Source organism: Paraburkholderia sp. SIMBA_054, assembly GCF_046534875.1.
Classification (GTDB): Bacteria; Pseudomonadota; Gammaproteobacteria; order Burkholderiales; family Burkholderiaceae; genus Paraburkholderia; species Paraburkholderia hospita.
Genome location: NZ_JAWRXV010000038.1, coordinates 35380 through 47113 on the forward strand (window position 1 = coordinate 35380; position 11734 = coordinate 47113).

General features: G+C 62.5%; 12 protein-coding genes and 1 tRNA gene. 4 read left to right on the forward strand and 9 right to left on the reverse strand.

Going from position 1 to position 11734, the window contains the following annotated elements; genetic code table 11:
* Positions 1 to 10 precede the first annotated feature (10 nt).
* From coaE to SB822_RS35555, 7 genes are all read right to left on the reverse strand, one after another.
* Positions 11 to 613, reverse strand: coding sequence for a dephospho-CoA kinase (coaE, locus tag SB822_RS35525; RefSeq protein ID WP_410856737.1), 603 nt, complete (start codon positions 611 to 613; stop codon positions 11 to 13).
* A gap of 3 nt (positions 614 to 616) precedes the next feature.
* Entirely contained in the window at positions 617 to 1546 is a 930-nt protein-coding gene (locus SB822_RS35530; protein WP_410856738.1) for a prepilin peptidase, read from the reverse strand.
* 31 nt (positions 1547 to 1577) lie between these two features.
* Positions 1578 to 2801: a type II secretion system F family protein gene (locus tag SB822_RS35535; RefSeq protein ID WP_079498860.1), complete on the reverse strand. Its 1224-nt coding sequence runs from the start codon at positions 2799 to 2801 to the stop codon at positions 1578 to 1580.
* A complete protein-coding gene (locus SB822_RS35540) occupies positions 2798 to 4051 on the reverse strand; it encodes a GspE/PulE family protein (RefSeq protein ID WP_410856739.1) in 1254 nt (417 codons plus the stop codon). Before SB822_RS35540 ends, SB822_RS35535 begins: the two co-directional genes overlap by 4 nt.
* Before the next feature lie 106 nt (positions 4052 to 4157).
* Positions 4158 to 5462, reverse strand: a complete 1305-nt coding sequence (locus SB822_RS35545) for an HlyC/CorC family transporter (protein WP_009771048.1) — start codon at positions 5460 to 5462, stop codon at positions 4158 to 4160.
* A 181-nt stretch (positions 5463 to 5643) separates the two neighbouring features.
* A tRNA-Pro gene (locus SB822_RS35550) sits at positions 5644 to 5720 on the reverse strand.
* Positions 5721 to 5771: 51 nt separating this feature from the next.
* Positions 5772 to 6764 carry a polyprenyl synthetase family protein gene (locus SB822_RS35555; protein WP_007747159.1) on the reverse strand — a complete coding sequence of 331 codons (993 nt, stop codon included), beginning with the start codon at positions 6762 to 6764 and terminating at the stop codon, positions 5772 to 5774.
* Between the two features lie 238 nt (positions 6765 to 7002).
* On the opposite strand from SB822_RS35555, the gene rplU reads away from it, so the two are divergent.
* The 4 genes from rplU to proB all read left to right on the forward strand — a co-directional run bounded on the left by rplU (position 7003) and on the right by proB (position 10127).
* Positions 7003 to 7314, forward strand: coding sequence for a 50S ribosomal protein L21 (gene rplU / locus SB822_RS35560; protein WP_007747161.1), 312 nt, complete (start codon positions 7003 to 7005; stop codon positions 7312 to 7314).
* A 24-nt stretch (positions 7315 to 7338) separates the two neighbouring features.
* Positions 7339 to 7602, forward strand: coding sequence for a 50S ribosomal protein L27 (gene rpmA / locus SB822_RS35565; RefSeq protein ID WP_007747163.1), 264 nt, complete (start codon positions 7339 to 7341; stop codon positions 7600 to 7602).
* 220 nt (positions 7603 to 7822) lie between these two features.
* Complete coding sequence (cgtA, locus tag SB822_RS35570) at positions 7823 to 8938, forward strand: Obg family GTPase CgtA (RefSeq protein ID WP_007747165.1); 1116 nt, start codon at positions 7823 to 7825, stop codon at positions 8936 to 8938.
* A 70-nt stretch (positions 8939 to 9008) separates the two neighbouring features.
* On the forward strand, positions 9009 to 10127 hold the full coding sequence (gene proB, locus SB822_RS35575; protein ID WP_079498868.1) for a glutamate 5-kinase: 1119 nt from the start codon (positions 9009 to 9011) through the stop codon (positions 10125 to 10127).
* Between the two features lie 119 nt (positions 10128 to 10246).
* Here proB and SB822_RS35580 read toward each other — a convergent pair whose 3' ends face one another.
* Both SB822_RS35580 and SB822_RS35585 read right to left on the reverse strand, forming a co-directional pair.
* Positions 10247 to 10831, reverse strand: a complete 585-nt coding sequence (locus SB822_RS35580; protein WP_079498870.1) for a CNP1-like family protein — start codon at positions 10829 to 10831, stop codon at positions 10247 to 10249.
* 75 nt (positions 10832 to 10906) lie between these two features.
* Positions 10907 to 11605: an RNA pyrophosphohydrolase gene (locus tag SB822_RS35585; protein WP_007747175.1), complete on the reverse strand. Its 699-nt coding sequence runs from the start codon at positions 11603 to 11605 to the stop codon at positions 10907 to 10909.
* Positions 11606 to 11734: the final 129 nt, after the last annotated feature.

Sequence of the window (11734 nt, forward strand, 5' to 3'; positions counted from 1 at the left end):
CGCTCACGGCTTAGGCACCCGCGAGCGAAACATACGTGCGATGAAGCTGATCGACGTCAACGTCGAGTTCTTCGAGCGATCGGTTGTCGTTGACGATTACATCGTCAGCGGCGGCGAGGCGCGCTTCGCGCGTGGCCTGGCGCGCGATGATCGCGAGTACCTGTTCGCGCGTGAACGCATTGCGGCGAATGACGCGCGCGATCTGCGTCTCGACGCTGCAATCGACGGCCAGCACGCGATTCACACGCGTTTTCCAGCTACCTGATTCGACGAGCAGCGGCACGACGACGATCACATAAGGTCCCGGCGCCCGTTGACGCTGACGCTCTGTCTCCGCGCGGATCAAAGGATGCGTGATCGCTTCGAGCCGCTTGCGCGCGTTCTCGTCGCTGAAAACCAGCGCGCGCATACGGGCGCGATCGAGCGAGCCGTCTGAGGTAACGAACGACGGACCGAACTCCGTCGCGATGGACGGCATGGCGAGACCCCGCGGCGCGGTAATGCGATGCGCGATCACGTCGGTATCGACGAGCGTCACGCCGCGTTTTGCGAACAGATCGGCAACCGTGGACTTGCCGCTGCCGATGCCGCCCGTCAATCCAACAGCAAACATGCGTCAGCCTCCCAAAGCCATGTAAAGCGGCGTGCCGACGAACAGCGTCACGGCGCCGCCTGCTGCGAGGAATGGACCGAAGGGCAGCGGCTCTTCGAAACGCATGCGCCCGATCCATGTCGCGACCAGCCCGACGACGGCGCCCGTCACGGCGGCAATCAGAATGATCTGCGGCAGCGCAGCCCAACCGAGCCACGCGCCGAGCGCGGCGAGCAGCTTGAAGTCGCCGTAACCCATGCCTTCGACGCCTCGCACGATCTTGAACACCCAATGCACGCACCACAGCGCGAGGTAGCCTGCAATCGCGCCTATCACAGCATCGTGCAGGCTCGCGAACACGGTATTGAAATTGACGATGAGGCCGGCCCAGAGCAACGGCAAGGTCATCGAGTCCGGTAACAGGTGTGTGTCGATATCGATCGCGCTCATTGCCAGCAATGTCGCGCACAGGGCGAACGCAGCGAGCGCCGTGCCCGTTGCGCCAAAGGAGATGAGCGCGCCCAAGGCCAAGGCCGCGCTCGACAGTTCGAGTAGCGGATATCGAAAGCTCACGTGCGTCTTGCAGTGCGAGCAGCGGCCGCGCAACAGAAGATAGCTGAGCACCGGGACGTTCTCCCACGCGCGCAGCACGTGGCCGCAATGTGGACATGCGCTGCGCGGCAACCAGAGGTTGTAGCGCCCGGGCAGGCCGTCTTCATCGAATGCGTGGTCCGTCGCTTCGCTCACTTCGGCGCGCCATGCGCGCTCGAGCATGATCGGCAAGCGGTGCACGACGACGTTCAGGAAGCTGCCGATCACCAGACCGAACGCAATCACGAATGCGATCTGCGCGCCCGCCGGCAGCATGCCGAAGGCCGCGCCGAGGCTGTCCGCGAAACGGACGAGCGGGCCGCTGAAGGAAGGTTCTGACACGGACGTGAGCGTGGTCGGCATGATCGATTGTCTGGATTCGGCTGCGATGCTACTACACCACGTTGCCAAGTTGGATGATGGGAAGATACATCGCGACGGCCAGACCGCCGACCAGCCCACCCAGCACGACGATCACGAGCGGCTCGCACAGGCTCGCGAGGCCCGCGATCTTTTCGTCTACCTGACGATCGCTCAGCGACGCCACATCGAGCAGCATCGTATCCAGCGTGCCCGACTCCTCGGCGATGGCGACGGGTTGCACGATTTCTTCGGGGAAACATTGCGCTTCGCGCATCGCGGGCGCGAGCCGCACGCCGCGTCTAAGCTGCGCTGAGATCGCGACGGTCGCGCGATCGAACCAAGCGTTGCCCGTTGCATGCGTGAGCGAATCGAATGCGTCGGCGAGCGGCGTGCCGGCCGACAGCAACGTGCCGAGCGCACGGCTCCAGCGCGCCGCGCACAGCGTCGTGAGCAGCGAACCGGCGACGGGCAGACGCAGCGTCGCGCGGGCGAACTGCAGACGAGCCGCTTCCGAGCGCCGCAGCACGCGGCGCATCGCGAATACGAGCACGCATGCGAGCGAGGCGAGCGGCACGCTCCAGCGTCCAGCCGCGGCGGACATCGCGAGTACGAGTTGCGTTGGCGCGGGCAGCTTTGCGCCGAAGCCGTCGAAGATCTGCTTGAACGTCGGGACGACCCACACGAGCAGCGCGGCTGTGATGGCGAGCGCGAGCAGCAGGATCGCGACGGGGTAGGTGAGCGCGGCCCGCACTTTCGCGCGCTGGGCGGCGGCGCGCTCGCGGTCGTCGGCGAGCCGTGCAAGGACGGTCGACAGCGCGCCCGACGCCTCGCCGACCTCGACCAGCTGGCAGTACAGCGCGCCGAACTGCGCCGGGTGACGGGCAAGCGCCGACGAAAAGCCCAAGCCCGCGGTGATGTCACGTGCCAATGCGTGCACGATGCGCGGCATGCCTTTGGTTCGCGCGTGGTCATTCGATGATGCATGCGCCAACAGTTCGAGCGATGGCGCAAGCGGCAAGCCCGCGCGCAGCAGACTCGATAACTGGCGAGTGAACAACGTAACGTCGGCGGCGCGTACTTTGGGCTGAGGCGCTGCGCCGTGCGCAGTCCATTCGACGGCATAGAGCGCGTCCTGTTTCAGCAACGCGCGCGCCGTCGGGAGATCCGGCGCGATTACCGTTCCGCGCCGACGCACTCCTTGCGCGTCGAACGCTCGCCACTCGAAACGCTGTTCCTGCATGGTCGTAGCCGTCATGCGACCTCCGTTGCGCTCAATGCTTCGGCGAGGCTTGTCGTGCCGTCGAATGCGCGGGCTAGCGCGGCTTCGCGCAAGGTCCGCACGCGCTCGACGTGTGCCTGCCGCGCGATCTCATGCGTACCGGCGCGCGCGACGATGAGTTCGCGCATCGCGTCCGAAACCGGCATGGTTTGATGAACGCCGACGCGTCCGCGAAAGCCGATCCCATGACACGCTTCGCATCCCTGTGGAATGTAGGGGCGCCAGTGCGCGATCTGATCGTCGGACACGCCGGCCGCGCGTAGCGAAGTGGGCGTTTCCAACGCAGCTTGTCTGCATCCAGGGCACAGACGCCGTACGAGCCGCTGCGCCGTGACGAGTCGCAATGCGGCCGCGAGGTTGTAGGGCTCGACGCCGATGTCGATCAGACGCGCGATGGCCGCAGGTGCATCGTTCGTATGCAGCGTCGACAGGACGAGGTGTCCTGTTTGCGCTGCCTTGACGGCGACGTCGGCTGTCTCTTCGTCGCGGATTTCTCCGACCATGATGACGTCCGGGTCCTGACGCAAGAACGCGCGCAGCGCGACGGCAAACGTCAACCCGGCCTTTTCGCGCACGCTGACCTGGTTGATGCCCGCAAGCTGGATTTCGGCTGGATCTTCGACCGAACAGAGATTGCGCGACTCGGCATTCAGCAGTTGCAGGAAGCAGTACAGCGACATCGTCTTGCCGCTGCCCGTCGGACCCGTGACGAGCACGAGCCCATGGGGCGAGTGGATCGACCGGTCCACGATGTCGCGCTGTCCGGGTGCGAGTCCGAGCGAATCGAGCGAGAGATCGGCGGGCAGCGCTTCGAGCCGCCGCAGCACGAGTTTTTCGCCGAACAGCGTAGGCAGTGAGTTCACGCGATAGTCTTCGACGCGACCCGCCGCGATAGGCAGGCGCAAGCGGCCGTCCTGCGGCACGCGCCGCTCGGCGATATCCACGCGCGCCAGCACTTTCACGCGCGTGATGAACGCATCGCGCAGATGCGCGGGTGGCCGCGCGAGTTCATGCAACACGCCGTCGACGCGCAGACGCATCCTCCAGCCGTGCTCCATCGGTTCGATGTGCAGATCGGATGCGTTGACGCGCGCGGCTTCCTGCAGCGTATCGGCGAGCAGGCGTACTGCAGGCGGGCTGTCCGCGTCAGGCGTGGCGGGTTGAAGCGCAGGCCTGTTCGCGGCGACGTTGGGCGAGGGTGCTGCGGTGTTGGAAGAAGTGCGCATGGAAACCCGGCTGCGAGCCGCCTGTAAAACATGACGGCTTGATCATCCGGTATCGCGCTAGGGGCCGCTATTCAGCCGAATGGCCAGGTGTGGGCCAGGTGCGCGGTCAGCGGCCGACAAGCCGCTTGATCTTCGACCCCGGCGCGGGACCGGGGCGAAAAATCTTAACTGTTCTGATTGCCTGATCGTCGCTGCGCATTACTTCGATTTTGATGTCGTTAATCTTTACGCAGACATCGCCTTCCGGAATTTCTTCGAGAACTTCCAGGATCAATCCGTTCAGCGTTTTCGGACCGTCCGTCGGCAACTTCAGTTGCAGCCAGCGGTTCAACTCGCGCAGCGGCATGCTGCCCGCGACGATGCATTCACCTTCCTCGTTCCAGCCGCCGCGCGAACTGGCGCTACGCGGCACGGACGTCGTGAATTCGCCGATCAGTTCCTCGATGATGTCCTCGGGTGTCACGAGCCCCTGCAGTTCGCCGTACTCATCGACGACGAGCGCAGTGCGATGACGGCTTTCCTGAAAGAACTGGAGCTGCTGGAAAACGGGCGTGCCCGTCGGCACGAAGTACGGCTCCGCGAGCAGTTCGCGCAGCGTGTCGCGTTCCAGTTCCTGGTTGTGCAGGGCGGACAGCGTCTTGCGCACGTGGAGCACGCCGAGCACGCGGTCGAAATCGCCTTGATAGACGATCAGCTTGTTGTGATAGCAGGTTTCGAGCTGATGCAGGATCTGCTCGAATGGCGCGTCGAAATCGAGTGCTTCGATACGGCGGCGCGGGATCATCACGTCGTCGACGGTGATGTTTTCGAGGTCGAACAGGTTCAGCAGAATGCTGCGGTGCTTGGTCGGCATGAAGCTGCCGGACTCGAGCACGATGGTGCGCAGTTCTTCCGTCGACAGCCGCTGGTCGTGCGCGCCCTTGGTATTGATATGAAGCACGCGCAAGATGCCGTTCGCGAACAGGTTCACGAACCAGATCAGCGGCTTCGACACGCGCATGAGCGGCGCGATCAGCAGGCTGGCGGGAAGCGCGATCTTTTCCGGGAACGTCGCGCCAACGATCTTCGGCGTGATTTCGGCGAACACGATGATGAGAAACGCGACGATACCCGTCGCGATCGACAGCACGAGGTTATTGCTGCCGAATGTGTGCAGCGCGATCGACGTGGTCAGCACTGGGATGATCGTGTTGAATAGGTTGTTGCCGATCAGGACGGTGCTCAGCAGTTCATCCGTGCGCGCGAGCAGGCCTTGAGTGGTCTTCGCGCCGAGCGCACCCTTGGTCGCGAGATGTTTCAGGCGATGGCGGTTGATCGCCATCATCGCTGTCTCGGAAATGGCAAAGAAGCTGGAGCAGATGAGAAGCAGGACGACGGCGCCTATTTGCGCCCATAAGGGAAGTTGTTCCACGCGACGTGAATAAGAGTAGGGGAGGGGATGGGGAGAATATAGCAGAGGGTCTGGGAGCCCTCAGTGGGCGGACGGACAGCTTGAAATCTCGCGCAGCCTTTCAATGCGCGGCAGCACGCGATTGACCTTGTCCGTACGACAGACGAAAAAAAACCGCGCAATGCGCGGTTTTTTCAGAATCTGGTCGGGGTGAGAGGATTCGAACCTCCGGCCTCTACGTCCCGAACGTAGCGCTCTACCAGGCTAAGCTACACCCCGATTTGGTACTGCAATCACTCGAATCAGACTACTTTGACGTTTTAGTCTTGATTAAGACTGCCTCGTCGTCGAGTAAGAACATAATTCTAGCAGGCTTTCTTTGTAAATGGAATCGGGAAACGAAGAAATTGCTGCAACTGCGGCCTGCGCTTCCTGCTTCGCGCAATCGAGCGTGTGATCCAGCGCGCCGGAGCGCGTGATCGCTTCGAAAATCTCGTCGAATCGGTCGGTGCCGCCTTGTTCAATCGCCTCGCGCGCAAGCGCCGCTTGCTCGGGCGTGCCGCGTTCGATCAGATAGATGAGCGGCAGTGTAGGCTTGCCTTCACGCAGATCGTCGCCAGCGTTCTTGCCCATCGATTCCGGCGTGCCGGTGTAGTCGAGCCAGTCGTCCATGATCTGGAATGCCGTGCCGATACGCCGGCCGAATTCTGCTGCGGCCGCTTCCGTGGTCGCGTCCGCGCCCGCCAGCACAGCGCCCAACTGGGCCGCCGCCTCGAACAGCTTCGCCGTCTTGTAGCGGATCACCTGCATGTAGCGCGCTTCGTCGACGTCGGCGTCGTGCATGTTCAACAGCTGCAGGACTTCGCCTTCGGAAATGATGTTGGTCGCTTCCGAAAGAATCTCCATCACGCGCATCTTGCCCACGCCGACCATCATCTGGAACGAGCGGGAATACAGAAAGTCGCCGACCAGCACGCTTGCCGCGTTGCCGAACAGCGCATTCGCCGTCTGACGGCCACGGCGTAGATCGGATTCGTCGACGACGTCGTCGTGCAGCAGCGTGGCTGTATGGATGAACTCGACGACGGCCGCCAGTTCGTGCCGATACCCCGTCCTGTCGCCGAGCGCACCCGCCACGAGCAACAGCAGCGCAGGCCGCAGGCGCTTGCCTCCGGCACTGATGATGTACTCGGAGATCTGGTTGATCAGCATCACCTCGGACGCCAGACGGTGCCGGATGACGCGATTCACCTGCTGCATGTCTTCGGCGATCGGAGCGAGCAGATTTGCTGCGTTGGGGGTGGGGGTGGCGGTTGACGACATGGTGGCGAATTCGGGTAGTGCCGCGAATTATAAGGCGAACTGCGGCATTTCCGCGCCGGACACCATTTGTTCATGGCCGTTTTGACCCGTTTGCGGATGGATCGCCTGCATTTGTCGCGCACGGGACGGGCGATCGCGGTCGTTGTCAACTGATTTTGACCGCGCAGCTAACTCTATGTATAATCGAGGGTTTCCGCGCGTGGTGCGTGGGGAAAATGAATCCAGAGTGAGGTTTTCAATGTACGCGGTCATAAAAACCGGCGGCAAGCAGTATAAAGTTGCTGTCGGCGAAAAACTTAAAGTAGAACAGATACCGGCAGACATTGACGCTGAAATCACGCTCGACCAGGTTCTCGCAGTGGGCGAAGGCGAATCGATTAAGTTCGGTACGCCGCTGGTCAGTGGGGCTTCCGTCAAAGCTACCGTCGTGTCTCAAGGTCGTCACAAGAAAGTGACCATCTTCAAGATGCGCCGCCGGAAGCACTACCAGAAGCATGGCGGCCACCGCCAGAACTACACCGAACTGCGCATCGACGCGATCAACGCGTAAGCGCATCGGGCAAGGAGCTAACAAATGGCACACAAAAAGGCAGGCGGATCGTCCCGGAACGGCCGCGACTCCGAGTCGAAACGACTTGGCGTGAAAGTGTACGGCGGTCAGGCGATCCTGGCTGGCGGCATCATCGTGCGTCAACGCGGCACGCGTATGCACCCGGGCGAAAACGTCGGCATCGGCAAGGACCACACCTTGTTCGCGCTGACGGACGGCCACGTCAAGTTCACGACGAAGGGCGCCGGCAAGAAGCATCTGGTCAACGTCGTCCCGGCTGCTGTCTGAGCTTAGTCAGGCACGGGCTTCAGGACCGGAAAAAAGGCCCCGCGAAGTTTGCGGGGCCTTTTTGTTTGCAGGCTTTTCGGACTTCTGTTCGCGGACCTGCATCGTCGCGGCATGTCGTTGTCGCGATGGGACAAGAATCAGACTCAAACTGGCCGTTTGGCCAATGGTGCGCGCGCGTCACGCGCGGCAAAATAGCAATACCTACGGGACGGAGTAACGCATGAAGTTCATTGACGAAGCGAGAATTGAAGTCATCGCCGGCGACGGAGGAGATGGCAGCGCGTCGATGCGCCGCGAGAAATTCGTCCCGTTCGGCGGTCCGGACGGCGGCGATGGCGGCCGTGGCGGCAGCGTTTTTGCAGTCGCAGACCGCAACATCAACACGCTGATCGACTACCGGTACGCGAAAAAGCATCAGGCGCGCAACGGCGAAAACGGCCGTGGCTCGGATTGCTATGGCAAGGGCGGCGACGACATCACGTTGCGCATGCCCGTCGGCACGATCATCACGGACATGGATACGGGCGAGTTGATCGCCGACCTCACCGAGCACAACCAGACGGTGCAGATCGCGCAGGGCGGCTCGGGTGGCCTCGGCAACCTGCACTTCAAGTCCAGTACGAATCGCGCGCCGCGTCAGAAGACGGAAGGCAAGCCGGGCGAGCGCCGCATGGTGCGCCTCGAATTGAAGGTGCTCGCCGACGTCGGTTTGCTCGGCATGCCGAACGCAGGCAAGTCGACGTTTATCTCGTCGGTGTCGAACGCGAAGCCGAAAATCGCCGATTATCCGTTCACCACGCTCGCGCCGAATCTCGGCGTGGTTCGCGTCGGGCCGAGCCGCAGCTTCGTGATTGCCGACATTCCAGGCCTGATCGAAGGCGCGGCGGAAGGCGCTGGTCTTGGTCATCAATTCCTGCGGCACTTGCAGCGCACGGGCTTGCTGCTGCACATCGTCGATCTCGCGCCGTTTGACGACGCGGTCGATCCCGTCGCGGAAGCGAAGGCGATCGTCAACGAGCTGCGCAAGTACGACGAAGAGCTGTTCGGCAAGCCTCGCTGGCTCGTGCTGAACAAGCTCGACATGGTTCCTGAAGACGAGCGCGAAGCGCGCGTGGCCAAGTTCCTGAAGGACTTCGAATGGGATGGCCCGGTCTTCGAAATCTCGGCGCTCACGGGCCAAGGCTGCGAAAACCTCTGCTACGCGGTGTACGACTACATCTCCGAGCATTCGGATGCACATCGCGCGGCGGAGGCCGAAGATCTGGCCGCTGACGTGCGCTTCCGGGAAGGGCAGGCGGGCGGCACCGCAGGCGCACCCGTCGAGCCGCAGGAGTAAGCCTTACACTGGATGCCGGCGCACTCCCAGCATGCGCCGGCCTTACGAATCATCTTGGAGGCCGCGCACAATGCGTTCCGTTATCGCAGATTCCAGGCGATTGGTAGTGAAAGTCGGTTCGAGCCTCGTCACGAATGACGGGCGCGGACTCGATCACACGGCAATTGGCCGCTGGGCCGCGCAGATTGCCGCGCTGCGCGAGCAGGGCAAGGAAGTTGTGCTCGTCAGCTCGGGCGCAATCGCCGAGGGCATGCAGCGCCTCGGTTGGACGAAGCGTCCGCGTGAAATCGACGAACTGCAGGCAGCCGCCGCCGTAGGCCAGATGGGGCTGGCGCAGGTCTATGAAAGTCGATTCGCCGAGCATTCCATTCGCACCGCGCAAATCCTGCTGACGCACGCCGACCTGGCCGATCGCGAACGCTATCTGAACGCGCGCTCCACGCTGCTGACGTTGCTGCGTCTCGGCGTGGTGCCGATCATCAACGAAAACGACACCGTCGTCACCGACGAAATCAAGTTCGGCGACAACGACACGCTCGGTGCGCTGGTCGCGAATCTGATCGAAGGCGACGCGCTGATCATCCTGACCGACCAGCAAGGTCTCTTCACCGCGGACCCGCGCAAGGATCCGAGCGCGACGCTCGTCCAGCAGGCCGATGCGGGCTTGCCGGAACTCGAGGCAATGGCGGGCGGCGCGGGCTCGAGCCTTGGCCGCGGCGGCATGTTGACGAAAATTCTCGCAGCGAAGCGCGCGGCTCATAGCGGCGCGAACACGGTGATCGCAAGCGGTCGAGAGGCGGACGTGCTCGCCCGGCTCGCATCGGGCGAGGCGATCGGCACACAGTTGATCGCGCGCACGGCTCGCATTGCCGCGCGCAAACAATGGATGGCAGACCATCTTCAGGTACGCGGGCATGTGGTGATCGACGACGGCGCCGTCGAAAAGCTCACGGAAGGCGGCAAGAGTCTGCTGCCGATCGGCGTGGTCGGCGTGCAGGGCGCGTTCGCGCGCGGCGAGGTGATCGCGTGTCTGAGCCCGTCGGGGCGCGAGGTCGCGCGCGGGCTGACGAACTACAGCAGCGCGGAGACGAAGCTGATCCAGCGTCGTCCGAGCGGTGAGATCGAATCGGTGTTGGGTTACATGCTGGAGCCCGAACTCATCCATCGGGACAATCTGGTGCTCATCTAGAAGCGCTCCCGTCCGCGAGGCCTACAAAAAAAGCCGTCCCATCGCAAGATGGAACGGCTTTTTGTTGTGCCTGCATCAAGCCGCGAGGCCTTCCGCGCGCAGATGATAGACCCGTCGTGTCAGCTTCCGCGAATCAACGTGCTGTTCACGCGCTTGTACCTGATGTTGTTCACGATCACATCCGCCTTGCCGACGGGCAGCTTGCTCGTGCAGAAATAGTCCTGATAGAGCGCCGCGTGATAAGCGTTCAGATCGCCGTTTTCGATGCGCGCCCAGTCGTTTTCGACCGTACGGTCCCAGCCGTCGTGATCGGCGTTGAGTCCCGCGTACAGCTTCCACGAGTAGTCTTCGCAGCGAATCCCTTCGTAGTTCACGTTGCGCGCGCCGCTCGGGCTCGTAATGACCACCGTGTAGCGAATTACGCCGTCGCTGTCGACCGTCAGCGATTTTGCATCGAGCGCGAACTGCAGCGGTGTGTTCTGCGAAACGTTGAACGGCAGCAGATCGCTGGGCTGCGGCATGACCGGGAGCGTATCGACTTTCTTTTCGGTCCACGTCGACGGCCGGTCGAACAGATACTGAAAGTCGCTCTTGGGTCCCTCGGACGTGGAAGCGTCAGACGGCGTGGAACTCTTGGTGCTCGAACAGCCAGCCAGCAGAACGCCCGCGGCGACACACGCCGCGGCGAAAGCAAATACTTTCAATGTGATTTCCTCGAAACGCCGGCGCAGCGTGTCACACGCCGCGCCGGCAGATGCGGCGTGGACAGCCGCTTAGCGTCAATCGCGCAGACCCGGTGCCTGAACGGCCGCCGGGTCTTCGGTCGACGAACAGTCAGACCCGATTGTCGCACGCAGCGTCGTCTCGACTACAAATGTCGTCGTGACGGTCGTCATGGACGCTGCGGACTCCATCGACGCCCCAGGCGGTGCATTCACCGACGACGCCATCCGTGGATAGCGCTGCCCGTGATGATGTCCACCGGGCCGTTCCGTGCGCGGCGCAGGACGCCGCAGGAAACGGGACAATTCCGTTAACGCCAGCTGATACACATCCCGCTTGAACTCGATCACACAGTCGAGCGGCACCCAGTACTCGTTCCAGCGCCAGGCATCGAACTCGGGGTGATCGGACGCGCGCAAACAAATGTCGCAATCGCGTCCAACCATCCGGAGCAAGAACCAGATCTGCTTCTGGCCGCGGTAGTGCCCGCGGACCTCACGCTTGATGAACTTGTCAGGCACCTCATAACGCAACCAGTCACGCGTGCGACCGATAACCTTGACGTGCTCCGGAAGCAGGCCGGTTTCTTCGTGCAATTCCCTGAACATCGCCTGCACGGGGGTCTCACCATACTTGATGCCCCCTTGCGGAAACTGCCAGGAATGTTCACGCAGACGCTTGCCCCAAAACACCTCGTTGTGCGCGTTCAAGAGGATGATGCCGACGTTCGGGCGAAAGCCTTCACGATCCAGCATACAACCACCTTCGAATCCTTTAAAATTGCTTTGATTATAAACAGATAACGGGTCTGACGCACCGCCTCGCACCAGATTGGCGCGATTGCCCGCAACAAGCCTCGTCCAACGCCTCGAAAGCCGCTTTCC

Coding starts and splice junctions, on each gene's coding strand:
- rplU (WP_007747161.1), top strand. CDS start 7,003: ATGTACGCGGTCATAAAAACCGGCGGCAAGCAGTATAAAGTTGCTGTC.
- SB822_RS35530 (WP_410856738.1), bottom strand. CDS start 1,546: ATGCCGACCACGCTCACGTCCGTGTCAGAACCTTCCTTCAGCGGCCCG.
- cgtA (WP_007747165.1), top strand. CDS start 7,823: ATGAAGTTCATTGACGAAGCGAGAATTGAAGTCATCGCCGGCGACGGA.
- rpmA (WP_007747163.1), top strand. CDS start 7,339: ATGGCACACAAAAAGGCAGGCGGATCGTCCCGGAACGGCCGCGACTCC.
- proB (WP_079498868.1), top strand. CDS start 9,009: ATGCGTTCCGTTATCGCAGATTCCAGGCGATTGGTAGTGAAAGTCGGT.
- SB822_RS35535 (WP_079498860.1), bottom strand. CDS start 2,801: ATGACGGCTACGACCATGCAGGAACAGCGTTTCGAGTGGCGAGCGTTC.
- SB822_RS35585 (WP_007747175.1), bottom strand. CDS start 11,605: ATGCTGGATCGTGAAGGCTTTCGCCCGAACGTCGGCATCATCCTCTTG.
- coaE (WP_410856737.1), bottom strand. CDS start 613: ATGTTTGCTGTTGGATTGACGGGCGGCATCGGCAGCGGCAAGTCCACG.
- SB822_RS35540 (WP_410856739.1), bottom strand. CDS start 4,051: ATGCGCACTTCTTCCAACACCGCAGCACCCTCGCCCAACGTCGCCGCG.
- SB822_RS35555 (WP_007747159.1), bottom strand. CDS start 6,764: ATGTCGTCAACCGCCACCCCCACCCCCAACGCAGCAAATCTGCTCGCT.